The following is a 24849-nucleotide window of genomic DNA, read 5'->3' as shown; positions in this document are numbered from 1 at the left end:
CTTAAGAAGATAAGTAAGAATCGCATTCGTTCGTTACTTTGGAATTAACCTTTGCTTCGTTGCTGTTGCCCCGAAGCAGGATGCGTATCATACGCTTCCGAGTTTTGATGTCAACGTTTTTTTGAATTTATTTAAAAGTTTTTTTAAACTTCCAAGCTTTTCATTTTAAAACGTTAAGTTAACTTGTTTACTTAAATAAGTAGCGAGATAACTTATCAAAACATCCAGTTGGTTAAGCTTTTTGGCTGAACCCCTTGGAACTGGAGCGCATTGTAGAGATTTATATGCTGACGTCAACTCTTTTTTGTAAAAAAAACGTAATAATTGTTTAACTGCTTAGCATTCGTACAAACCTTACCGATATTGCGGTTTTATTAATCTAAACATTCATCCTTCGCCCAATATCCCTTCTATATAGCAGTGTGTTAGTTTATTTATAATAGAAACATATATAGCTAAATAATAAGCAAACAACTCAAACCAGTTAAAAAAAGCTTATTCCACATTAAAATTCAGCTATAATGGAAAATCTTCTGGGGTGTTTGTAAGTGACTATGTCCCTGAGCCGATAAGTTTTACCCTAGGGAGTTGACTATTAGCTATTGTGCAAGCCCGGCACGTATCGGGAAGCCTACGGTTAACATAATACTTCCGCCCTGAACACACGGTGTTCAGGACTACGGTTTACTGCGGCACCTTGGAAGAACCTTTTAATTCTATATGTAATAATTGCTACCTATAATCTCCCTCGAAACGCTCCTAATAAACGAACGTACAACTCTCATAACTAAATTCTTTCTATACTGCTATATGTCCTACTATATATGTACTGGTATAACTAATTGGCAGAGCTTTTTATGTGTGTAGTGTTATACCATATATGGACCTACTTGCTAAAATCACCAACGACATCGTTATTTATTTAATAATTAGAACAACTCGTTATTCCAATAAATGCCTTGAATTTGGCAATTTTAAATAGATCACTTAATTAATGAAACGGGTATAAATACATGGATAATTTCCCATTTACCCATAGCAGTTTATCTATTATTTTTGTTTTTAAATTTAAGCCATTTAGACGTCTAGGCGTAAAAAAGGTAGATAGTTTATACTTATCAAGGTAAACTCTGCCTATTATTGTATTAAAGTTGATAAATACTATACCTTAACTATCTGGTTTAATTAGGTTATCTATTTATCACAAAGTATTAACATCAAAGTTTAGTTGTTGAGGGTTTATGTCTACACACTTTTTTACTTCTGAGTCTGTTTCAGAAGGTCATCCTGATAAAATTGCCGATCAAATTTCTGATGCGGTTCTCGATGCTATTATTGCTAAAGATAAGTTTGCCCGTGTTGCTTGTGAAACAATGGTTAAAACCGGTGTAGCAATTATTTCTGGTGAAGTCAGTACGGATGCTTGGGTTGATTTAGAAACGATCACTCGTAATGTAATTAGTAATATTGGTTATACATCATCCGATGTCGGTTTTGATGGTGAAACCTGTGGCATCATGAATCTAATCGGTCAACAATCCCCAGAAATTGCTCAAGGGGTAGACCGTTCAAAACCTGAAGATCAAGGTGCAGGAGATCAAGGTTTAATGTTTGGTTATGCTACTAATGAAACTGAAACGTTAATGCCCGCTCCATTATATTACTCTCATCGTTTAGTTGAACGTCAAGCTGAAGCTCGTAAATCAGGTATTCTTCCTTGGTTGCGACCAGATGCTAAATCGCAAGTAACGTTTATCTACGAAGACAATAAACCTATTGCCATTGATACTGTAGTACTGTCAACTCAACACAACCCTGATATAAAGCAAGAAGATCTAGTAGAAGCCGTAATGGAAAATATTATTAGACATGTTCTACCTGCTGAATTGTTAACAGAGAATACAAAATACCATATCAATCCCACTGGACGTTTTGTTATTGGTGGGCCTGTTGGTGATTGTGGTTTAACGGGTAGAAAAATCATTGTTGATACTTATGGTGGCATGGCGCGTCATGGCGGCGGTGCATTCTCAGGTAAAGATCCATCAAAGGTTGATCGTAGTGCAGCATATGCCGGCCGATACGTTGCAAAAAACATTGTTGCAGGCGGCTTAGCTGATCGCTGTGAAATACAAATTTCCTATGCCATTGGTGTTGCAGAGCCTACTTCTATTTCTATTGATACATTCGGTACAGGTAAAATAAGTGAAGTACGCTTGGTTGAGCTTGTACGTGAACATTTCGATTTACGCCCTTATGGCATAACAAAAATCTTGGATTTATTACATCCTATGTATCAGCAAACCGCTGCTTACGGTCATTTTGGACGTGAACCTTATGAAATGACAGTTGGAGATGATACTTTTACTGCATTTAGTTGGGAAAAAACCGACAAAGCTGATGATTTACGTAAATCAGCGGGTATTGCATAATAGCTATAAGGTTCATCCTAGCTCCGCGTTATGAACAAAAGACAATAAAGCACATCCTATTTATGTACTTTTGTTAACATGCCTTGCCAAACGACCATTAGACCAACACACAAAATGTTGGTCTATATCTTAAAAATAGTGCTTTAAATCTTCATATCCTTGCTTAATATGTTCAATCAATAGTCTTATTTTATTAGGTAAGTATTTGGTATAAGGATATACCGCATAAACGCCCACGTTCTTGGTTTATATTCAGACATTAATTCAACTAAATTACCCGCTTGAAGATCTTCATAAACACTGCATCGAGGAATATAGGCAATGCCATAACCGATAACGCTGCTTTACGTAATGCTTGAGCATTATTAGTAGATAAGCTGCCTGATATTCTTACATTATATTGCATTTTGTCGTGAGTAAAACGCCAATCATAAGCTCCTTGATCTTGATAAGTATAAGCCAAACAGTTGTGTTGAGACAATTCATTAGGTGTTAACGGCTCACCATAATGTTCGATATATTTAGGAGAGCAACACACAACCCAGTGTGAGGTGAGTAACGGTTTCGCTATCAGGCTTGAATCCTCAAGTACCCCCGTTCTTATAGCAAGATCTACCCCTTCTTTTACCATGTCAACAAACTGATTTTCAAGCCGTAAATCAACACTGATATCAGGGTACTTATGGCAAAACTCAGCAATAATTTCAGCCAGTAGTAGTTCGCCAGAAATCGTTGGAACCGTTAATTTAATATGTCCACTAATCGTTTCGCTGTAATGGCTTAACTCTGCTAATGCTTGAGAAACTTGTCCATTCACCGTTTTTGCATGTTGGTATAAGTTCGTCCCTGCCTCAGTTAGACTTAATCGCCGTGTTGTTCTATAAAGTAACTGTACGCCTAAGCTTGCTTCAAGTTTTGAAATTCGCTTGCTTAACGCAGGTGTCGACATTTGGGCCAGTTCTGCAGCTTTATTAAAAGATTTAGCCTCAACGACCAAAGCAAAAAGCGATAACTCATTTGCAATCAACATATATTACACCGTTTTTAGAAGCCATAGGTTAGGGGCTTGAACTTTGCTGATTATTTTCACAGCAGATTATTAGCCTTTTATACAAGGCAGAGCAGATGTTAACAATAAAAAAATGGTTATGTTATCGCTAACTGATAATTTTTATAAAAACCCTTGATAACCCATTATTACCCGAAATTATCTCCAGTGCGCAATCATGTATTGCAGCAACTGGCACAATTGTATGAGTCTCAGGCCCATCAAAAACCGTAGATATTCAACAAACTTTAGCTTATGGTGCCCATAGACCGAAAGAATTGATTGTTCTGTTAGTACCATAATGTTCTAATTGAGATAATTTATAGATACTAGGCGCTCTGTTAGCAAATGCTTAAAACAACTTTTTTAACTACCCTCGCGCTTATCGCGTTTGCAGGGAATTCTGTCTTATGTCGCTTAGCATTGAATGATAATATTATTGATGCGTCGAGTTTTACTTCCATTAGGCTGCTCTCAGGCGCTATTTTTCTCCTGTTATTAATCTCTATTAGCGCGCATAAAAGTCCCAAAAAAAGCATTAATATGAAAGGCGGCAGCCGGCTCTCTGCTTTCTTTTTATTTGTCTACGCGGGTGCATTTTCCTATGCCTATATCAGTTTAGATACAGGCACAGGTGCATTAATTTTATTTGGTGCCGTACAGGTCACCATGATTATGTCTGATATATTCAAAGGGAAAAAACTTATTTTAATTGAGTGGCTAGGTCTGGCTATCGCTTTTATAGGGCTAATCATTTTATTGATGCCAAGTGCGAGCGCGCCTTCATTGACTGGATTTTTATTAATGGCAATCTCAGGCATAGCATGGGCTTTTTATACCTTAGCAGGGCGAGGTTCAAAAACGCCGCTTGTTGATACCACTAATAATTTTTTAAGAACACTGCCCTTTATTGCCCTGCTAATGGTATTAACATTGGCGAAAACCCACCTATCAAATCAAGGTATTCTACTTGCTATCTTATCAGGCACGGTAACATCGGGATTAGGGTATGCAATTTGGTACTCAGCCCTTTCAGGATTAACCGTGAAAAATGCAGCAATAATACAACTTTCAGTGCCAATAATAGCGGCAATTGGCGGGGTTATCTTTGCTAATGAAACCATTAATATCGAATTAATGACTTCATCCTTTTTAGTACTTGGTGGCGTATTTATTGTCATTATGGGTAAACAATGTATTGTTGGATTTCAAAGGGTCGGTAAATGGTCAATGAAGCGTTCATAGATATACTAATAGCATGTGTGATAGGTTACAACAATCTCAACCACTAAAAAGCCACTAAAAAGCCGACGTATATGTCGGCTTTAAATTTAATAAACTAAAATGTTTACATCTATTGTTTTCATGGCTATAACTAAACGCCCTTAAAACGGCATTTTCATACCCGGAGGTAATTGCATACCGCCCGTTAACGCACCCATTTTATCTTTATTTTGCTCTTCTACACGACGAACTGCATCATTGACTGCTGCGGCAAGTAAATCTTCAATCATGTCTTTATCATCTTCCATTAAGCTTTCATCAAGCTCAACTTTACGTACATTATGACTACCCGTCATGGTTACTTTAACCATACCGGCGCCAGATTCACCCACGACTTCCATGTTGGCTAATTCTTCTTGCGCTTTTTGCATTTTAGCTTGCATTTGTTGGGCTTGCTTCATTAAATTGCCCATACCACCTTTCATCATTTATTTCTCCAGTAAATTAATTTTAAACTACTCTAAGTAACTTCATCTCGACTTAACAAATCTTTCTAAAATGGCTATTTTTAATAACTTTTTCGTTAAATTCACTTTCAATGAGTTAAAAACTTCTTAAACCGAGTTGAGATTAAGTAAATTTGTTGCCAATAGTATACCAATATGATGCCGTAGCGACAGTATAAAATGTTATGGTAAACAAAACTTTTATAGTGCTGAAATACTTTCATCATCCAAGGTAGCTTGGCATGTATCCACAAGTCCTTGCACTATTTCATCATTATTTAGAACTTCTTTTGCATAATCATAACGCTTGTCATTAATATGCGATTGAATTTGGTATGGATCGGCAATAGTTTGCTCTACAATATTGATATTTACACTAATCTCACGTGATAAATATCCACTAATACTTTGCTGTAATTGCTGTTGTGCAATGTCAGTATATAAATGTTTGGTTGCTTGATCTAAACATAAAATCAAATTATCTTTGCTAGAATTTTCATCAATGGTTGCATGAATCGCCAATTGTCTTAAACGGGCGGTCAACTCCATGGAGTCAATCATATGTGCCCATTCATCAACTTGATTCGCTTTATGAATAACTGCAGGATCAATGTTTTCAGCTTGGTATGCTTGCTCAGGTTTAGGTAAGGTAACCGCTTCCGTGACCGTTTCACTTTTAGTATCCGTTCTTTTAGTTTCAGTCACAGGGTCAGGACGCACAATGGCGTCATTTGACTTTTTTCCTTGTTGCGCCAATTGTTTTTTACGACTACGCAACATATTTCGCGTTGCTAGCACCTTGTTTACAGGGCTCTCAAAAACAGCTTCATTCTTTGATTTTTCTTGTTCTGTTTGTCTGATCTCTTGAGGGCTTTGCTGCAAGGCAGGCACAATTTCATCATCACAGTCAGAAGCAGCCAGGGCATCAGAAGGCTGAAAATCATTTTCACCTGCAATATTAGGGGCTTGCTGATACACAACATCTTCTAAAGGTTCAAATGATTGATATGGTATTTGATTAACTTCTGATGCTTGAATGCTTTCTGCCTGTTGTTCAATTTGCGCAACTTGCTGTGCTAACGCTTGTTCTTGCTCTGTTGGTAATTCATCGATTATATTACCGTCATTCTCTACGTCTGACTCACTTACCATGCTTGAGTTAAAATCTAAATCTACCGTCGCTCGGTCTGCAGGCTCAATTGCTGACTCTCGTATTGACTCTGGTAGTGATTCTCGCTGCATTGGTTTAAAAGCAAACAAGCGCAACAATGTCATATCAAATGCTGCTTGTTCGTCTGAGGCATAGGGTAAATCCTTACGCCCATTCAAACAGATTTGGTAATAGAGTTGTACATCTTCAGCTGACATTGATTGGCTAAATTTTTGTAATAGTTGAGCATGTTCTGGCGGTAAATCAAAATGTTGATCAACCACTTGCACAATAGCAATTTGATGGAATAGCTGTATCAACTCTGCAAATAAACGGCTATAACTGGGCGCACAACTCGCAATATCTTGAGATAATGCCATTAAACTTGCACCATCTTGTTTTAATAGTGCTATCACGATTTTGTATACCCAATTTTGGTCTATACCGCCTAACATTTGCTGAATATTCAGCAAGGTAATATTACCCTGCCCTTGTGCTATCGCTTGATCTGCTAGACTTAATGAATCCCGCATACTACCACGTGCTGCTTTGGCAAGTAGCGTTAACGTTCCACTAGCATGTGTAACCTGCTCGCTAGCCAAAATTTCGGTCAGCTTGGTTTCAATTTGGTTCACCGTTAGCGCTTTTAAATGAAACTGTAAACAACGAGATAACACAGTAACCGGTAATTTTTGGGGATCGGTTGTCGCTAAAATAAACTTAACGTGTTCTGGTGGTTCTTCTAAGGTTTTTAATAAGGCATTAAAGCTATGGCGTGAAAGCATATGCACTTCATCAATCAAATATACTTTATATCGACCTCGGGTAGGTGCATATTGTACATTATCAAGAATTTCTTTGGTGTCATCTACTTTAGTTTTTGACGCTGCATCTATTTCAAGTAAATCAACAAATCGACCTTGATCTATTTCCAAACAAGTATCACATTGCCCACAGGGCGTTGCCGTAATACCTGTCTCACAATTTAAACTTTTAGCAAAAATTCGAGCAATTGTCGTTTTACCCACACCCCGCGTACCAGTAAACAAATAAGCATGATGTAAACGTTGTTGAGTTAACGCATTAACAAGCACTGTAACTACATGCTCTTGACCCATTAGTTCTTCAAAGCACTTAGGACGCCATTTTCTTGCTAAAACTTGATAACTCATATTATTTAATACTCTGATTAACTTGTATGCTACTCGCCACTACCCTAATACTAACATTTATTCACCCGCGTATTGAACAAGTGAGTATGGTGTTAGTCCAATTGCTGCAAGTCGTTTTTCCCCACCTAAATCAGGTAGCGAAATAATAAAACCAAGATCTTTTACTTTGGCACCAACACAGCGAATTAATTTTGTCGTCGCTTCTATCGTGCCACCTGTTGCCAATAAATCATCAATAATTAATACTTTATCGTCAGCAGTAAGTGCATCGCGATGGATTTCTAAAACATCTTCACCGTATTCAAGTTGATAAGCTTGTGAATAGGTAGCTCTTGGAAGTTTTCCTGGCTTACGAACAGGAATAAAGCCAATGCCTAATGCTAACGCTAACGGAGCACCAAATATAAACCCGCGCGCTTCTGTACCAACTATTTTAGTAAAACCTTGGTTTTCATATTTTTTAGTTAGTAAATTTATGGTTAAAGCAAACGCTTCAGCATTTTCGAGTAAGCTAGTTACATCCCGAAATAAAATGCCTTCTGAAGGATAATTAGGGATAGTTTTTATGGCGGCTTTCAATTGCACTATTTGTTGTTCATTCATTACTATACTTATATTTTTTCAAAAATTCATAATGTTGAAGCATAAAACAATTTTACCAATATATATACCCAAACCCATGTCAAATTACTTGATTCAGTTGGCAATTAGCATGTATTAGGAAGACATTGAATTTGATAATGCCAATTTTGAAGAGACATTATTGAGTAAGAACTGTACTGATGAGAGAAATTCTGCCTCATCTAACGGTTTAGTTAAAATATGATTAAACAAATTTACTTCAGGTAAGTTTTCGACACTTGCTTTATCTGTTGTTGTCATAAACAATATAGGCGTTTGAGCACAAAAAGGGGTTTGTTTAAGGTTTTTACTTAACGTAACGCCATTCATTAATGGCATTAAATGGTCAATGATATAAAGATTAAAAGGGTTTTGTTGTGCTTTTTCAAAACCATCTAATCCATTCACTGCAGTACTTACAATATAACCAAGCGGTGTTAACAATTTACTGATGTAATCTCTAACACTTCTCTTGTCATCAACAACTAAAATATTCATATACAACTTTACGCCTATGTCTTTGTCGTAGGGAATGAATTGCTCTTTGTCGAACTACGTCATACGTAAGTGACTTTATAAAACAATACAGAACATCTATTGTTCTGAGCTTCACCTACATGTGATCTTTATTACGTTTTCGGGCGTATTCTACGCTATATATCAACAAGAAAAAAGGCGCTAATGTGTATCGTTTTGTTCTTGTAAAAAAGCTTCAATTAATTTAACACTCGAGGCTGACATACTGTGCTCAGTTGTCTTGTTTTCCATAAAAGCAAGTACTTGCTCACCTAACTGTTTTCCTAGTTCAACCCCCCATTGATCGTAAGAATTCACCTGCCATAATGCCCCTTGTACAAAAATTTTATGCTCATAAAGTGCTAAAATTGCACCAAAACATTTTGGTGTTAACGCCGGCATTAACAAAGTATTACTGGGCGTATTACCTTTCATTATTTTATGAGGGGCTAAAAAGTTTTGTTCCTCAGATGAAAAACCTTGATCAGATAATTCACCAGTAACTTGCGCTAAATTTTTCCCTTGCATTAAGGCTTCACTTTGCGCAAAGCAATTTGCCACTAACACTTTATGATGCTCAACCAACGAATTAGTTCCCTTTAACGCAACAATAAAATCAGTTGGAATAATTTCATCACTTTGATGCATCAATTGCATAAAAGCATGTTGGCCATTGGTGCCTTCTTGTCCAAACACCACAGGGGCTGTCGGCCAATGAAGTTTATCTCCCTGTTTAGACACGGACTTACCATTACTTTCCATATCCGTTTGTTGTAAATAACCCGGCAGCGCTCTTAAAGAATGATCATAAGGGAGTACAGCTAAATTGGAATAATTAAGTCCATTACGATTCCACATACCAATTAATGCCATAAGCACTGGCATATTTTTAGAAAAGTCAGCTGATTGAAAATGTTTATCCATTTCATAAGCACCCGCTTTTAAATCTTTAAAATTATCATTGCCTATCGCCAAAGCAAGTGGCAAACCAACAGCAGACCATAACGAGAAACGCCCACCGACCCAATCCCACATAGGAAGAACATGGCTCGTTTGTAGACCAAAGGCTTGTGCTTTTTCAACATTGCTGCTGACTGCAAAAAATTGCTTAGCAATTGCATTAGAATCTTGCAGTTGCGTTAACATCCATTGCTTTATTGCCTTAGCATTTAATAAGGTTTCTTGTGTGGTAAACGTTTTAGAAATGATCACGACAAGCGTTGTAGCCGCGTGTAAACGTTCCACTTTTCAGTTACCGCAGCACCATCAACATTAGCAAGTACATGTACGTTCAAGCCTTCCTGATGAAAGGGTTGCAATGCACTTAATCCGACCTTAATACCATAATAAGACCCCCCAATACCAACAGCTAACACATCAGTGAATTTTTCATCGGTTACGCTACGTAACTTACCACTGTGAACATCATCAACAATTTTTGCCATACGTAATTCAGTTTCCTGAACCTGTTCAGCTTCATCACCTAGTACGCGTTGTTTGATATGCGCGGGTGCTCTTAAAACCGTATGTAATACAGCTCTATGCTCAGTATTATTAATTTTTTCCCCAAAAACATACCACTAATTTGCTTAGAGAGATGATGGTCATTGGCCCATGTAATTAATTGTTCTAATTCAGCTTGAGTAATATTTTGTTTAGCGTAATCAAGATATAAATCCGCCGCACTCACTGAAAAATCATCAGCTCTATTGGTTGGAGTATCAAAAAGTGCGCAAATGGAACGTTTTTTAGCTAACGCTGCACTTTTTTGAATAATTTTATTAAAGAGTTCCATACTTTTATTGTCCTTAGCTTCTTAATAACGACTCAGTTAATAAATACCTTCTTTCGTAGCAACAACTTTAATAACGAGTTTACTAATGACTGCTTACACAGTCATTATAGCTTCATCAAAAATGATTATTTTAACGAGAGTGTTTTTAAATAATCGGTAAACTCTGCTCCTAACTCTCTGTGACGTAGAGCATATTCAACGTTCGCTTTCATATAACCCAGTTTAGACCCACAATCATGAGATTTACCTGTCATATGAAATGCTTCTACAGTTTCTTTTTCCATTAACATTGCAATAGCATCGGTTAATTGAATTTCATCGCCAACACCTGGTGGTGTTAAACGTAATAAATCCCATATTTTTTCTGATAAAACATAACGACCCACAACCGCTAAATTTGAAGGCGCATCTTCAACGGCAGGTTTTTCTACAATGGCAGTCATTGGTTGAGATTCGCCTGCAGACAGTTCATGACCGGCACAATCAACCACACCGTAACTACTGACTTGTTCCATTGGTACTGGCTCAACCATAATTTGGCTATAACCACCAACATCATGGTACCTAGCTAACATAGCCGCAAGGTTTTCCGTTTTTAAATCCGCACTAGAATCATCCAAAATAACATCAGGCAGCACTACAACAAAAGGTTCGTTACCAATAATAGGGCGTGCTTTTAATACCGCATGACCAAGGCCTTTTGCTTCGCCTTGGCGCACATGTAAAATAGTAACGTCTTTAGGGCAAATAGCCTGAATCTCATCAAGTAATTGGCGTTTAACACGTTTTTCTAACGTAGTTTCAAGCTCAAACGACTTATCAAAATGATTTTCAATGGCATTTTTAGAAGAATGAGTAACCAATACAATTTCTTTAATACCCGCAGCAACACATTCATCAACAATATATTGTATTAACGGCTTGTCTACTATAGGTAACATTTCTTTAGGGATTGCTTTAGTTGCCGGTAACATACGAGTACCTAATCCGGCAACAGGAATTACAGCTTTGGTTATTTTAGAAGTCATTCTAATCCTTTAATTTATAAAATTTACATTCATTCTGCTATACATAGCACGATTAATCACTATCATTAGTTTAACGATAAAAAATTACTTTGTCGCTTTGATTTTCTTTTCACTCTACGTACTTATCATCGTTTAAGCTAGATCACGTATTAATTTAACTAAAGCATGGCTGATACTTCCCTCATCATAACTTATAGCCATATGCCTAGCATTAGTCTTTAACACATCTCTTTGCTCTGCTGTCATTTTGGTAAATTTAACAATTGCGGTTTCTAGTTCCTCAACACTACCTGGCGTTATAAGAAACCCCGTTTTTTCATTAACAACATACTCAGAAACAGCGCCAATATTGGAACCAATAACAGGCACGGAAAACGCCATGGCTTCTAATGGGGTTAATCCTAAACTCTCTTGTAGTAATGTAGGAAAAATTAATAGATCGATTTGTTCATACATTTCACGAAGTGCTAGTTGAGGTACTTCACCTAAATAGGTTAATTTAACTTTTGGGTTCAGATTATTAGCGACTAATGAAATATCTCCGCCTCCGGCAACACACAATTCCACATGGTCTAATTTTGACAATGCCGACGTCAATACCTTAATGCCCTTAGATTCAATTAACCTACCTACATAGCCAATTTTTACAGTAGCTGCTTGTTGCCTATTATCATTTTTATTTGCTTCGTCATCAGGAATAAATACACCGCCAGAAGGGTAAATAAACATTTTGCTACTTAATACAGCGAAGTTTTTAAGCACCACAGATTGTAAGAATGCCGAAGGGACTATTATTTTATCAGCACAGCTAAATAGGTAATTATTTAACTTGTACTTAAATTTATTGCCGCCAATTGAATTCATCACATCAGTGCCATGACAATTAAGCACCAATTTACATCCTAATAGCGTTTTAGCCAAAACACCTAATAACCCCGTGTGAGAAACAAAATGGCAATACACTATTTTAGGTCGAAATTTTAACAGTTTAATTATAAAGCCAAAATAAAAAAGACAATAAGCTATCAATTTATTAGACACGGTTGGTATTACCCATAGCTCAATAGAAAAATCTTTATTATCTTGTAGTTGCTGTGTCATTTTTTTAACAAAAATTCCCGCCGCAGGGGATTTTTTATTAGGGTACATATTGGTTACTACAAGTATTTTTTTAGTCATAACATGTACCTAAGTTAAATATTGCTTCCATTTATACCAAATGCTTGACCAATAATAAGGCTTAACACTAGCCTTAACTAATGCTTGGTCAAAATTATCACCATTAATAATTTTTGCAAAGCCACACGCAAGTGACTGCACATCATGAGTTTTGCATAGCACGCCTGACGTATTATCCATAACCTGTGAAAACGTTAAATTATCCCAAGCAATAACAGGTTTTCCCATAGCCGCCTTTCTAAAAGTGAGTTACTTACCCCGCTACCACCAGAAACATTAATAACGGCATCAGCTAACGTTATATAGTCAAGCGGATTACTTTTTTCACCTAAAAAGTAAACGTTAATACCTAAGCTCTTTGCTATGTTTTTATAAAACGTTTCCTGCCCCTTACCGACAAAAATGAGTACAGATTTATTTTTTGCCTCATCATCTAAGGCAGCGTAAGCATTCAAAATATAATCAATGCCTTTAATAGGGCGCAAAGTACCAACATGTAACAACACTTTTTTATTGGAAATTTCTTCTGCTAATGCTTTGGTGGAATATTTTCAGGCACTTTTACCAAATTCAATTTTTCATCATCAAAACCATTGGCAATGACCGTACTATCAAGCTGATAAAAACGCTGTAAATAAACTTTAGTATCTTCCCCGTTAACAAATACTTTATCGACTCTTTTTAGTAAAAAACCTTCCAATGTTTTTAAGGCCCAACAAAGAAATTTTGGCTTATTCAAATCAATACCATCTTGCGCTATTTGACCTCGTACTGAACAGAACACCTCTCCCTTTAACAGGTTTAATTTTTTCATAATATACAAGGGTAACAGCACAGGAACCGTGCCTAACGCTAAACTTAAATCTACGTTATCAGTGCCTTTATTAAACATAAAACTAAAAAGGTATTTCACTGACCATAAAGGCATTAAACCAAAGCCAGGATAGGTAGATAAATAGATAATTTTAACATGCTTAAAATGTGTAATATCAAAGGCAGCTTCCTTTTCAGGCTCAACTTCTCCAGTACAATATAAGGTCACATTATAGGTATGCTCTTTTTCATTAATTGTTAAGAAGCTGTATAACCAAGTATCAATTCCCCCGGTGTAATAAGGAAAAGGAGAAATGTGAAATATATTAATGTTTTTCAAAGAAACCTCTTTTATACGTGCAATTTAGAAAATAGATAGAACCCAAAGAGAGTGCCTACTTGGGCACTGGTAATGCCATGACCCGATAGATTACCAATGATAAAAACGAGCCCTAAAGAAATACATAAGGTTAACGAAAGTAAGCATCGATTTTTTATAAACAATACAATAGAAAATAGTAAGAAAAACAAATGAGCAAGTAAAATAGCCCCACCTAACCCTTTTCCATATAAAGCATGAATGTCATAAATATCATGTTCAAATGAAGCCCTGTAGGTATGAAAATCTAATGTACCTTGTACCGTACTCATCAAACCTTTAGCTAGCTCAAGTTGATAATAGGTTCCTGAACCCAACACGCCTTCAATTAAAGGTCTTTGATTAATGTACTTCATGCCCTGCTCTATTAATATTGCTCTGGGGTTATGACCTTCTGCAACATCACCAAATCGTTCTAATTGAATAGAAAACATATCTAAATTTTCTAAGACAAAACTGATGATAAAAAACACGGTCACAGATAAAAACACGCTGATAATGAGCTTGGGAAATAACATGCTTTTTTGAAAATGAAGGTTAGGGTATTTTCTAAATAGAAAAATAACTATATAAATGGAATCAACAATAGTGGCACCTAATATACCTGTTCGGGTGCCCAATAAAACCAAAGCTAAACTGGTAAATAGAATAGCAAAAAAGTAATATTTACCGGGGGTTGTAAGAAATAAAAGCCAAGAAAAACATAAGGATAATACTAGCGCTATGCCTATATCGTTACCCGCAAAGAAAAAAGAACTAATACCAAAAAGATCGGCGCTATAATTTTGAAAACCAATTCCTGTTAAAATAGAAAATAAAAAAAGTATACCTGCGACAAAACCAAAGAGAGATAAACCTTTGCATACCATATAGCAGTAATTTTTATGTTTTAACTGTTGATACAAAATAAAAAAAACAGCAAAGGGGAACAGTACTTTTACAAAAATTTGTATATCTAAAAAAATTTCTGTAATTCGCCCTGTAATTACCAAATTAAACAGGCTAGTAACCCACAAAACTAAAATAAACTTAATGTAATTTGAAAAAAAATTATTGCTTCTAAAAATTAGCACCACAAAGGTCACCAGAATAACCAGACGATACACTAAACTTAGTTTTATAGATCCGTAATTTGCTAAGGTCAAAGCACCAAAAATTGCGTCAACAAAAACAGCGAAATAAACTAAATATAAAAGAATGGCTCTATCTTGAGAATAATTAATTGTCATTACACGCTTCGATAAAGGTTAAGTAACTATGTTTTTCATTTTCCCAAGCTATTTCAGTGTACTTTTGAAAAGCTATTTTCGTTTTCTCTATTCTAAGTTGCTCATTACTCAAGGCAAGTTCAATAACACTTTGCAAGTCACTGTCATCATTAAAATAAAAAACTGAATCTTCCGTAAAATATTCTTGAATTACAGGTAATTTAGGGCAAATAACCGCAACGTTATTGGCGACATATTCAAGCATTTTAACAGGTAAAGCAAAGTCATTAGATCGGTTAGGATAATTCATAATAACCCCTAACGCAGCCCCTTGTAGAATGTTTGGCACGTCATGAGGAGCAAACTCACCGTGAAACTTAATATAGTCATGGCCCTTAATAAGATTATTTAATTTATTAACATAAGGCCCTTTACCATGAATATGAAAAACAAATGAACGACCTTGCGCGGCTAAATTAGTAAGTGGTTCAAGTATGCGTTGAATACCATAACGTTCATGAATATTTCCATGAAAAACTATTTTTGGTATCCCTTCTAGTTCATTATTGTTTTCTGAAAAATTAGATGGTGAATTATGTGTGATATGAAATTTCTTTTTACTGCGTGTACTCAAAAGACGGACAACTGGTTTACTCACCGTCATTAAATGGTCGGCAAAGTTAAAACTCAGTCGCTCTTCTAGCAGTAATACTTTTTTTAAAAAACTATCTTTACCCGAAAAAACAATTTCGCACAATTCTGGCATTAAATCATGTACGTCGAGTAAAACGGGCACCCCAAAAACTCTTGGAATTAACGCAGTAAACACAAGCGCATTAGGCATATTATTAATAATATATAAATCAGGTTTATCTACAATTAACGCTTTGGTTGATTGATAAAAACTAAACAAGAAAAATAAAAAATACTCGATAATATAAGACAGCTTAGTTTTGGACTTTGACCGTGAAACAGGAGCACGTTTAATAATAACACCATTAACAACTTCTTCTTTAGTCTCTCCCCCTTATTTAAACAAAAAACCGTCACTGTTTTACCGTTTTCACTAAGCCATTCACAATGCCTGATCACACGAGTATCGTCTAAATAATACGCATGTAAAATAACAAAAATATTCATTTTTTATCTACTTATCTTTTTTATTTACTTATTTAAAAATTAGTTTAGTGATTTGTTAGCTATGACGATGTTTAATAACTTTGGCAGGATTACCTGCAATAACAACATTCCCTTCCACAAAGCTTTTGGTTACGACGGCGCCGCCCCTACGACAACATTATCCCCCAAAACTACATTAGGTAGAATAACGGCATTAGCACCAATCCAACAGTGCTTACCTATTTTAATGGGATTAGCACTTTGCCATTGCTTAGTTTCATTTTCCATATCATGGTTAGCACTCACCATAACAACATTCGGTGCCCAAATAGTACCTTCATCAATTTCAATGCCATTACCGGCTTGCAAATAACAACCACTACTGACGATCAAACTTGATAAAGTGCCATTTTTACTGCCTTTTAAATGTAACTTTTCACCTGACACTACCGTTGTTCTATAATTTACAGGGTAACTAGAAGACGTGTTTTGTCTAAGTAAAAAGTTAATAATATAATTAACAATCACTTTTGATAACGGCACTCGTACGCCTATACCTTGAAGATAAACCGCCTATTTAACCTAGGAGAGCTTTTAATTATTTTTTTTACAATGTTTTTCATTTAGTAAAATCACTCCTAACCACCAAAAAGCAACAATCTCAGTTAACGATATTATAAAAGCTAAATGCTCATTAATATTTGTTACCTTTATATGCCACACCGCAAAAGTTATCACACAAGCCAATAACAATAACTTAAAGGGATATACCTGCCACAAACGTAAATTATATCCAGAAACTATTGCAGTAACCAAAGATATCAAAATCGCATAAATTACTGTATTTGCTAGCACCCATATCGCAGCGCCCTGCATTCCCAGATGTTTAGTAAAGAAATAAGCGCCAATACCACTAGAAACTAAATAAACCAAGGTACAATAAAACTCAACATTGGTTTTTCCCATTGCCCTCAACCCCAAACCGAAGGTAATCACTCTTAATAAAGCTAACGAACTAAACAAGGCAAAAATAGGTGCTGCTGCACGATATTTTTCACTAAAGAGTAAAGTCACTATATATTCTGCTTCAACAATAAATAAAATTGCAATGGGAAAGCTCAATAAAGCAGATTTATAACTCACCGTTTTCCAAAGTGTTTGCGCTTGTTTATAGTCTTTATTTTTTATATCACGGGTTATTTGAGGAATTAATACCGCACTAATACTACTTTGAATTAAGCTAAAAATAGGTATTTCAAATGCACCCACAGTATAAAGTGCATAAACTGTTGTTCCTAATAAAGAGGAAACAATTAAATGGTCGATCTTTAAGCCCAATATACTAGCACTACTCGCGAGAAGTAACGGGAAAGAATACAAGCACAGCCTAGGTATAAACACCCGAAAAACTGTGGATTTAAATGGATAACATTTTCCTAAATAGCTAATTAGCCAAATAGCAAAAAGTCCAACCACAATATGTGTTAATACCGTAGACCATAAAATAGCTTGAAAATTGTTATAAACAAAAGCAACAATAATCACAGGAGCAACTTTTACTATCGCAATGAACCCCGCTACTTTTATTTGAATTGCTGTTTTGTCAATCACAATAAATACTGAGGCTAACATGCTCACAAACATAGTCGCTAAAGGCACAAAAGCAAACACTTTCAACGACTCAGCTAGTTTTAAGTTTGAAAACGCCAAGGCAATAGTGTCACGCGCAAAGAAAATAACCACAGCAATGCCTAAGCCAAGCAATAACACTAAAATACAAATGCTTTTGATATAATTCCACTTTACCCGCAACGATTTTGACTCATTACAAAAATAAAGTAAGGCAGTTGGAATTGCAGAAAATGACATTGCCGAAACAATGGCTTGAATCAAAAATAATTGCCGATAGGTGGCAAACGCTTCTGTCGGCATTAATCGAGCTAATACCATATACAACAGAATATTAGCACCTTGAATTAACGCGGCACCAAAAAAAATATTGACTATTTTACTTAAAAGTTTGTTATCCATTCATCAACTTATTTAATTTTTTTGGCTTAACTAATTTTGGCTTAACTAGTTGGGTTAACGAGTTTTGCTTTTCCTAGCACAAACGAAACGGGTAGTACAAAACGGAACTAATTTAAAGGTAAGGATGCATTGGCAAGCTAAACACTTGAGTACACAACTTTTCAGCCACCGGAAAATCACCAACTTGGTAACCTAAGTCAGCATAAACGGTTTGTTGATGCATGCAGGTTGCATAGTATATTGCTGTTGGAACACCTTTCGCTTTATATGCGGCCATCGCTTCCTCGCGATGGTCGCTTAACACGGTATATTGTGCCCAGGCACTTTCATACCCTGCAGGTACTTGTGGCGTTTTAAATAGACTTGCCACTCATTGTCATACTGCTTAGCCGCTTGATTGCGATTAATCAATTCTTGCGGAAACTCAGCCAGTTTTTCTAACAAAATAGCGGCTTGAATTGTGTCTAATCGGCTATTCATACCAATACGCACGTTGTCATATTTATCGCTACCTTTTCCGTGTACACGGTATGAACGCAGTAAGTCAGCGTAGTCATCATTATTAGTAAAAACAGCACCGCCATCACCATAACACCCTAAAGGTTTAGCAGGAAAAAAACTGGTGGTGGCAATATCGCCAAAACTACCTGCTTTTTTAATTTGTCCCTGACCATCGGTAATTGACCCACCAAAGCCTTGTGCTGCGTCTTCAATTAACTTTAAATTATATTTTTTCGCAATGGCTTCAATTTCAGGGTAATTAGCCGGTAAGCCAAACAAATCAACGGCAATAATTGCCTTGGGTTTAAGTTTACCTTCTTGAATAACCTGTTGAATCTGCTTTTCAAGATCACGAGGACAGATATTGAATGTTTCTGCATTTGAATCAACAAATATTGGCGTAGCATGTGCAAAAGAAATTACTTCAGCCGTAGCAAAAAAAGTAAAGGTTGGGCAAAAAACCGCATCTCCTGCTTTAATGCCTAATACCATTAATGCTAATGAAAGTGCATCAGTACCATTAGCACAAGTCACAACATGCTTTACCCCAACATAGTCCGCAAGGGCTTGTTCTAACTCTTGCACCTCTGGCCCCATAATATAATGACCATGGTTGAGTACAGTGGCAATGCGTTGGTCTATTTTAGTTTTTAAATGTTGGTACTGCGCTTGAAGATCGATAAACTGCATTACTTTCTTTCCTGAATTATTTTCCTGAAACTTTAACTAATTGGTCATTTTTCAACTGATACTGATCGCCCGTATGCTCACAAATAACACTTCCTTCACCTTTTATAGGTAAATTAAGCTGCTCGCCATATTCACTCATCCAACCTATTTGTTTAGCGGGTACGCCAACCATTAAGGCATAAGGTTTAACGTCTTTATTAATAACAGCACCGGCACCAACAAACGCATACTCACCTAAGGTAATACCACACACAATAGTGCAGTTGGCACCAAGGGTAACCCCTTTTTTAACCAAGGTATCGCGATATTCGTCTTTACGTGTTACACCCGAACGAGGATTATACACATTAGTAAACACCATACTTGGGCCACAAAATACTTCCGCTTCTAAGTGCACATTGTCATACACAGACACATTATTTTGTATTTTACATTTGTCGCCAATAGTTACTTTATTGCCCACAAATACATTTTGTCCAAGTGAAACGCCTTTGCCTATTACTGCCTCAGCGCAAATATGAGTAAAATGCCACACGCGCGAATCTGCGCCTATGGTTGCACCGTCATCAACAATAGCCGTTTCATGTTGGTAATAATCAGTCATCTGTTTTTCCTATCAATAAGCTTGCCACTAAATTAATCCATGTATAACAAACTAGCTTAGCCAGTCACTTTACTCACAAAAGGATGAACATCAGACGCATTAGTGACAATGGCTTGATTACGAATATTACTGACAATTTCAATGCTCTTACGAGCTTCCTCTAACCCAAAGCCACCGCCTGTTAAAATATGCTCATAACTTTTAGTGTGAAGGTCAGTAAAACCACCTGAAAATTCAATTTCGTTACCGTCTACCGTAATAGAACGATAAGTTCGTTGTCCAACAGCTTTTACCTCTTCAGGAATATAGTCATAGTTAACCGATAAAAACCAACGTACTCTTGCGTGTTTAAACTCTAAATAACCCGCATTAGCACTGGCCTCTTTTAAATGTGCTTCATTTTTAACTAAATCACCGAAAACCCACCTAGCATGTCATAAAAATGTACACCGATATTTGTAGCAATGCCGCCCGATTTATTATCATCGCCCTTCCAGGAAGTGAAATACCAATGACCGCGACTGGTTAAATAAGTTAAATCAACGTCGAATACTTTGTTGGGATTTTTCGCCACTTCCTCAGCAACAAACGCTTTCAAATCAATAATGCTTTGGTGTAAACGTAATTGCAAAATGTTATACACCTGCTTACCCGTTTCATCTTGCACCACTTGTAATGCGTCAATATTATGAGGATTAAGCACTAAGGGTTTTTCACAAATAGCATGAGCGTTATTGCGTAAAGCAAAACGAATGTGTGAATCATGCAAATAGTTAGGCGTAGCAATACTAACATAATCAATTTGCGTGCCTTTACGTTTCAATAAATCAATATGGCGATCAAATCGCTCATATTCAGTGAAAAAATCGGCTTCAGGAAAATAACTATCAATAATACCGACCGAATCATTTTTGTCTAATGCCGCAACAAGGCTATTACCTGTTTCTTTAATAGCTTTCATATGACGAGGTGCTATGTAACCTGCCGCACCAATTAACGCAAAGTTTTTCATTGATTATTCCCTAAATAAATATAAGCATTACTAACGATAATTTTTGCGGCATTATACGGGAGTTCAAATACAGATTCAGTATAAATATCAAGGCTAGCAGTGCTTGGTTACAAAAAACAACAAATAGCATTTCACGTTTTTATGTCATTTTATACCCTGTAAGCAATTTGAAGCAGCAGCTATTATTTCACCGAATTACTCACGTTAGTTCACATAAGCTCACACAAGTTCACATTCACTCACCGAAATTTAGAAAAATAAGTATAATAAAGGTGTAAATTTATCGCGAACAACTCAAATAAATTGAAATTGATTTTAGTAAATGTATACTTAAAAACCTAAAAGCTTTATGACTATAAAATGAGCCTAAGAATGTACTTATAATTAGTTTTGTAAAGCAATTAAACACCTGAATAAAAATAAGCAAAAGCAAAAGCAAAAAATAACAATACTAAAAACATGAAACACACATAAATAGGATTTCTATGCGTAACCTCTACTACCTTTTATTTATTATGCTATTAACCGCCTGTAATTCAGACGATTCCGAATCAAGCCCAGATCAACAAGCAAATACCTTAGATACTGAGCTTAATAGCCTGATTAAAGCTAACAAATTAACAGGAAACCACTTTACTGACCGAGATGTTCCTGATGTAAATAGCGATATAGTGCAATTGGGCAAACATTTATTTTATTCTAAATCTTTAGGTGGCGACCGAGATTCTGCTTGTGTTTCATGTCATCACCCTATGCTTGGCGGTGGTGACAACTTGTGCCTACCTATTGGAGTTGGCTCAGAATTGCCTGATTTATTAGGCGCCGGCAGATTTCATGATGCAAATTCTCACGCTTTTGACGGTGGTCCAAATGTACCAAGAAATGCGCCAACAACTTTTAATATTGCAGGCGGGATAATGTTTTATTTCATGATGGTCGTGTAGAAAGCATGGGAAAAACACCAGGTAAAAATGGCAATGATGGCTTAGGTATTCGTACACCTGATTCAAGTTATGGTATAGCAGACCCTAAAGCCGGTGGCACATTAACCCAAGCCCAAGCACGCTTCCCTATCACCTCTAATGAAGAAATGAAGGGTTTCAACCACCTAACCAAAGACAACCAAACAATAAGAGAATATTTAGCTAAACGACTTGGCGGTTATGGTGAAGCCCAAGGCGAATTAAACGATCATTCTTTTTGGTTAGACAAATTTAAAGAAGCCTTTCGTCAGCCCGAAGCAAATGCTGAACAACTTATCACTGAGCAAAATATTTCGTTTGCTCTTGCACAGTATGAATTATCACAAGTGTTTACCAATAACCCATGGTTGAGCTATATAAAAGGCGATACAACAGCACTAAATGACTCAGCTAAACGTGGCGCAATTTTATTTTATCAAAGCAAAGATGAAGGCGGTGCCGGTTGTGTTTCTTGTCATTCAGGTGACTTTTTCACTGATGAACAATTTCATAATATAGCCGCTCCTCAATTGGGACATGGTAAAGGAGATGGCGCATCAGGCCATGAAGATTATGGCCGTTATAGAGAAACAAAACAAGAAAGTGATAAATTCGCCTTTAGAACCCCCAAACTTATTAAACGTTGCTCATACAGGCCCATGGATGCATTCAGGCGCATACGAAAACCTAACAGATTCAGTAAAACATTCGGTTAATGCCAAACAATCAATTGAACAGTTTAACAATATAGTGATCAGCCAACCAGGTATGCAAAACCTAGACATGGTTGTAGAGTATGCACAAAAAGCCATAGCCAGTGACAACTTTGAAGGTTCAGAGCCGGATTTAACTGAACAAGACATTGAAGATTTAGTGTCGTTTCTCAATGCGCTTACAGACCCATGTATAACAGACAGAGAATGTATGATGCCTTGGATATTAGAAGATGGCGAAAACCAAGATCCTAATGGCGACCAAGTTATTGCGATTGACCAACATGGTGAGGTGCTGTAAATAATTTAACCGTAGACGGTGACTTGTTTCCGCCTACGGTTAAAATGCATGATGTGGGCGGGATTTTAATCGCGCAATTTTTCCGCTCGACCTTTGAAACTAGAAGTGTAGTAACGAGGAAATGACTTAATTCCTATTTGCCTCCGCCCCTTTTTACCGACCTCTTTTTAATTGTCGCCTAATACTTAACAGTGCTTAAAAGCTAAGTTTAATTTGAACCCACATGCATGTGCGTAACTAACTAATGTTTTAAGACTTGGGTTTGATCTTCCTGACTCCAAACGGGAAACATTAGGTGACTTAGTGCCCATCTTTTCAGCAACTTCATCTTGTGTTAGTCCAGATTGTTCTCTCATTGTAATCAGAGAGCTAATAAGTTCGAATTCAGCACCAAGATCATTATAAGCTTCTTTTACTTCTGGATTCTGAAATGCCTTCTTTTTTAATTTAGATAAACTCATTACTTCACCTCTTTCATTCGATTACGAGCCAACTCAATTTCTTTTTTAGGTGTCTTATTTGATTTTTTGACAAAAGCCCTTAACACGAGAATGTTTTTGCCTTTTAAATAACAAAATAATCCTCGACCAATACCTTCTTTCCCTTTCGCTCTTATTTCAAAAAGGCCATCCCCCATAGATTCTGTATGAGGTGGACCTAAATTTGCACCATGCAACTCAATTAATTCAAGTAGCTTAATCATTCGAGCTTGAATCTTAGGTGGCATAGCTAATATTTCATCTTCAGCACTAGTGTAAAAAGCAACTTTCCAAACCATCAATCAAAAACCTATCATTTATGATAGGTTATCATATCATAAATATTTTAAAAAACTTATTTAGATCCCTATTTTCTTCACCTTTATTTCTTGACCGTATCGCATTTGATATACATAACATTAAGGATGTAATGGCGACCAAGTTATTGCGATTGACCAACATGGTGAGGTGCTTTAATTGTTTTAGATAAATAGATAAAGGGGAACTTAATCCCCTTTATCTATTTTAAAATTACTCTGTCCTTGATTTTCCGCCGATAACGGTACTTACCTTTAGTGTTAATTAATCTTCACTTGCTCATTTAAATATTCAAAACCACCATAGAATATGTCACGATTTAATACTACACCTCGCCACAACATATTTCGGGTTGCAACATCCAAAGAACATTTAACAGCCAAATTTTGGTAGGCACCACCACAACTTGAACATGCGCTCTATCTCAGACTTAGCCTTTTGTTCTTTTAATCCATAATTTTCACAAGTCGATAAAACATCAGACAAACGCGAAAAGCGCTTATTCTCAGTGATCAACATGCCATGAGTTGCCTCTCCACCCGCTCTGGGCTGAGGACACAAATCATAAGCAGGAGTTAGTTCTAATTGCCCCCTTGGTGTAATAAAGAATGCATGATTTCTTGCATGATCATCTGTGTTACCAACCAATACATTAAACACAATGCGACGAAACAACTCCATAGACTGAGTTTTAAAAACAGTACCGTTAGTTTTGAGTTTCTCTATCAAGTCCAAATATGAGGCCTCCTTTGCCCATCGCTCATGCAATTCTAGAACAGTCAAAGCAGAAACAATACTTCGTCTAGCCCACGCCCCCGAAGAAATTAACTCTCTATCGAACCGTGTAACTAACAAATAGTCACATCCCAAAACCGAACCTAACTCCACATCTGCTACATCTATACCTGACAATTTAGCCAGTTTCATCGCAATATATTCAGATTTCACAACATTATAAGAATCAGTAGATGTTGAGAATTTAGCTATATATTTTTTTTCGCCCCCACGCATCAGGCGACGCATCCCTAATACAAGCAAATTCGGACAA

29 protein-coding genes, 1 other RNA gene and 1 pseudogene are annotated in these 24849 nt (G+C 36.5%); 7 read left to right on the top strand and 24 right to left on the bottom strand.

Annotated features, from left to right (window positions below; all coding sequences use genetic code 11):
- Positions 1-527 precede the first annotated feature (527 nt).
- Together ssrS and metK are read left to right on the top strand one after the other, a co-directional pair.
- A non-coding RNA gene (ssrS, locus tag L3081_RS18870) (6S RNA) lies at positions 528-708 on the top strand.
- A 533-nt stretch (positions 709-1241) separates the two neighbouring features.
- Positions 1242-2432, top strand: coding sequence for a methionine adenosyltransferase (metK, locus tag L3081_RS18865; protein ID WP_242287750.1), 1191 nt, complete (start codon positions 1242-1244; stop codon positions 2430-2432).
- 268 nt (positions 2433-2700) lie between these two features.
- Here the strand turns inward: metK and L3081_RS18860 are convergent, their stop codons facing one another.
- Entirely contained in the window at positions 2701-3462 is a 762-nt protein-coding gene (locus tag L3081_RS18860; RefSeq protein ID WP_338027416.1) for a LysR family transcriptional regulator, read from the bottom strand.
- Between the two features lie 242 nt (positions 3463-3704).
- On the opposite strand from L3081_RS18860, the pseudogene L3081_RS18855 reads away from it, so the two are divergent.
- Positions 3705-3782: pseudogene (locus L3081_RS18855) on the top strand (LutC/YkgG family protein); the annotation flags it as partial.
- Positions 3783-3828: 46 nt separating this feature from the next.
- Positions 3829-4725 (top strand): DMT family transporter, encoded by an 897-nt coding sequence (locus L3081_RS18850; protein WP_242287749.1) that lies wholly within the window; start codon positions 3829-3831, stop codon positions 4723-4725.
- Positions 4726-4865: 140 nt separating this feature from the next.
- On the opposite strand, the gene L3081_RS18845 is transcribed toward L3081_RS18850, so the two are convergent.
- The 20 genes from L3081_RS18845 to L3081_RS27270 all read right to left on the bottom strand — a co-directional run bounded on the left by L3081_RS18845 (position 4866) and on the right by L3081_RS27270 (position 21028).
- Positions 4866-5192, bottom strand: coding sequence for a YbaB/EbfC family nucleoid-associated protein (locus tag L3081_RS18845; protein ID WP_242287748.1), 327 nt, complete (start codon positions 5190-5192; stop codon positions 4866-4868).
- Between the two features lie 219 nt (positions 5193-5411).
- The gene (gene dnaX / locus L3081_RS18840; protein WP_242287747.1) at positions 5412-7532 is read right to left on the bottom strand and encodes a DNA polymerase III subunit gamma/tau; all 2121 of its coding nucleotides are present in this window, start codon (positions 7530-7532) and stop codon (positions 5412-5414) included.
- A gap of 57 nt (positions 7533-7589) precedes the next feature.
- On the bottom strand, positions 7590-8141 hold the full coding sequence (apt, locus tag L3081_RS18835; protein ID WP_242288209.1) for an adenine phosphoribosyltransferase: 552 nt from the start codon (positions 8139-8141) through the stop codon (positions 7590-7592).
- A gap of 108 nt (positions 8142-8249) precedes the next feature.
- Positions 8250-8651, bottom strand: coding sequence for a response regulator (locus L3081_RS18830; protein ID WP_242287745.1), 402 nt, complete (start codon positions 8649-8651; stop codon positions 8250-8252).
- Positions 8652-8831: 180 nt separating this feature from the next.
- Positions 8832-9914, bottom strand: coding sequence for a glucose-6-phosphate isomerase (gene pgi, locus L3081_RS18825; RefSeq protein WP_338027415.1), 1083 nt, complete (start codon positions 9912-9914; stop codon positions 8832-8834).
- Positions 9878-10228 carry a hypothetical protein gene (locus L3081_RS27285; protein ID WP_338027430.1) on the bottom strand — a complete coding sequence of 117 codons (351 nt, stop codon included), beginning with the start codon at positions 10226-10228 and terminating at the stop codon, positions 9878-9880. The genes pgi and L3081_RS27285 overlap by 37 nt, the downstream gene beginning before the upstream one ends.
- Positions 10186-10464, bottom strand: a complete 279-nt coding sequence (locus L3081_RS18820) for a hypothetical protein (RefSeq protein WP_242287743.1) — start codon at positions 10462-10464, stop codon at positions 10186-10188. Before L3081_RS18820 ends, L3081_RS27285 begins: the two co-directional genes overlap by 43 nt.
- A 125-nt stretch (positions 10465-10589) precedes the next feature.
- Entirely contained in the window at positions 10590-11492 is a 903-nt protein-coding gene (gene galU, locus L3081_RS18815; RefSeq protein ID WP_242287741.1) for a UTP--glucose-1-phosphate uridylyltransferase GalU, read from the bottom strand.
- 132 nt (positions 11493-11624) lie between these two features.
- Positions 11625-12671 carry a glycosyltransferase family 4 protein gene (locus tag L3081_RS18810; RefSeq protein WP_242287739.1) on the bottom strand — a complete coding sequence of 349 codons (1047 nt, stop codon included), beginning with the start codon at positions 12669-12671 and terminating at the stop codon, positions 11625-11627.
- Positions 12672-12680: 9 nt separating this feature from the next.
- Positions 12681-12899 (bottom strand): hypothetical protein, encoded by a 219-nt coding sequence (locus tag L3081_RS18805; protein ID WP_242287737.1) that lies wholly within the window; start codon positions 12897-12899, stop codon positions 12681-12683.
- Positions 12866-13177 (bottom strand): glycosyltransferase, encoded by a 312-nt coding sequence (locus L3081_RS18800; protein ID WP_242287735.1) that lies wholly within the window; start codon positions 13175-13177, stop codon positions 12866-12868. The genes L3081_RS18805 and L3081_RS18800 overlap by 34 nt, the downstream gene beginning before the upstream one ends.
- Positions 13178-13200: 23 nt before the next feature.
- Positions 13201-13824, bottom strand: coding sequence for a glycosyltransferase family protein (locus tag L3081_RS18795; RefSeq protein ID WP_242287733.1), 624 nt, complete (start codon positions 13822-13824; stop codon positions 13201-13203).
- Positions 13825-13835: 11 nt separating this feature from the next.
- Entirely contained in the window at positions 13836-15092 is a 1257-nt protein-coding gene (locus L3081_RS18790) for an O-antigen ligase family protein (protein WP_242287731.1), read from the bottom strand.
- Positions 15082-15984, bottom strand: coding sequence for a glycosyltransferase (locus tag L3081_RS18785; RefSeq protein WP_242287729.1), 903 nt, complete (start codon positions 15982-15984; stop codon positions 15082-15084). The genes L3081_RS18790 and L3081_RS18785 overlap by 11 nt, the downstream gene beginning before the upstream one ends.
- Positions 15985-16340: 356 nt before the next feature.
- Positions 16341-16733 (bottom strand): acyltransferase, encoded by a 393-nt coding sequence (locus L3081_RS28575; RefSeq protein WP_242287727.1) that lies wholly within the window; start codon positions 16731-16733, stop codon positions 16341-16343.
- A gap of 51 nt (positions 16734-16784) precedes the next feature.
- Positions 16785-18221, bottom strand: coding sequence for a lipopolysaccharide biosynthesis protein (locus L3081_RS18775; RefSeq protein ID WP_242287725.1), 1437 nt, complete (start codon positions 18219-18221; stop codon positions 16785-16787).
- Positions 18222-18333: 112 nt separating this feature from the next.
- Positions 18334-18525 (bottom strand): DegT/DnrJ/EryC1/StrS family aminotransferase, encoded by a 192-nt coding sequence (locus L3081_RS29425; protein WP_338027414.1) that lies wholly within the window; start codon positions 18523-18525, stop codon positions 18334-18336.
- Positions 18519-19412 carry a DegT/DnrJ/EryC1/StrS family aminotransferase gene (locus L3081_RS18770; protein ID WP_274620646.1) on the bottom strand — a complete coding sequence of 298 codons (894 nt, stop codon included), beginning with the start codon at positions 19410-19412 and terminating at the stop codon, positions 18519-18521. Before L3081_RS18770 ends, L3081_RS29425 begins: the two co-directional genes overlap by 7 nt.
- Before the next feature lie 16 nt (positions 19413-19428).
- Complete coding sequence (locus L3081_RS18765; RefSeq protein ID WP_242287723.1) at positions 19429-20016, bottom strand: acyltransferase; 588 nt, start codon at positions 20014-20016, stop codon at positions 19429-19431.
- Between the two features lie 406 nt (positions 20017-20422).
- Positions 20423-21028 carry a Gfo/Idh/MocA family protein gene (locus tag L3081_RS27270; RefSeq protein ID WP_274620645.1) on the bottom strand — a complete coding sequence of 202 codons (606 nt, stop codon included), beginning with the start codon at positions 21026-21028 and terminating at the stop codon, positions 20423-20425.
- A gap of 485 nt (positions 21029-21513) precedes the next feature.
- On the opposite strand from L3081_RS27270, the gene L3081_RS27265 reads away from it, so the two are divergent.
- From L3081_RS27265 to L3081_RS18750, 3 genes are read left to right on the top strand one after another with little or no spacing between them, the layout of a single operon-like run.
- Complete coding sequence (locus L3081_RS27265) at positions 21514-21972, top strand: cytochrome-c peroxidase (RefSeq protein WP_274620644.1); 459 nt, start codon at positions 21514-21516, stop codon at positions 21970-21972.
- Between the two features lie 5 nt (positions 21973-21977).
- Positions 21978-22706, top strand: a complete 729-nt coding sequence (locus L3081_RS27260; RefSeq protein WP_274620643.1) for a cytochrome-c peroxidase — start codon at positions 21978-21980, stop codon at positions 22704-22706.
- Positions 22654-23004, top strand: a complete 351-nt coding sequence (locus tag L3081_RS18750) for a hypothetical protein (protein ID WP_242287722.1) — start codon at positions 22654-22656, stop codon at positions 23002-23004. Before L3081_RS27260 ends, L3081_RS18750 begins: the two co-directional genes overlap by 53 nt.
- Before the next feature lie 185 nt (positions 23005-23189).
- Here L3081_RS18750 and L3081_RS18745 read toward each other — a convergent pair whose 3' ends face one another.
- The 3 genes from L3081_RS18745 to L3081_RS18735 all read right to left on the bottom strand — a co-directional run bounded on the left by L3081_RS18745 (position 23190) and on the right by L3081_RS18735 (position 24812).
- Entirely contained in the window at positions 23190-23465 is a 276-nt protein-coding gene (locus L3081_RS18745) for a helix-turn-helix domain-containing protein (protein ID WP_242287720.1), read from the bottom strand.
- Positions 23465-23782, bottom strand: coding sequence for a type II toxin-antitoxin system RelE/ParE family toxin (locus L3081_RS18740; RefSeq protein WP_242288207.1), 318 nt, complete (start codon positions 23780-23782; stop codon positions 23465-23467). The genes L3081_RS18745 and L3081_RS18740 overlap by 1 nt, the downstream gene beginning before the upstream one ends.
- Positions 23783-24173: 391 nt before the next feature.
- On the bottom strand, positions 24174-24812 hold the full coding sequence (locus L3081_RS18735) for a type II toxin-antitoxin system HipA family toxin (protein ID WP_242287718.1): 639 nt from the start codon (positions 24810-24812) through the stop codon (positions 24174-24176).
- Positions 24813-24849: the final 37 nt, after the last annotated feature.

Origin of the sequence: Colwellia maritima (genome assembly GCF_022669015.1) — a bacterium.
Lineage (GTDB): Bacteria > Pseudomonadota > Gammaproteobacteria > Enterobacterales > Alteromonadaceae > Colwellia > Colwellia maritima.
Note: the sequence above shows the minus strand (reverse complement) of the source record. Positions and strands in the feature narration are given on the sequence as shown.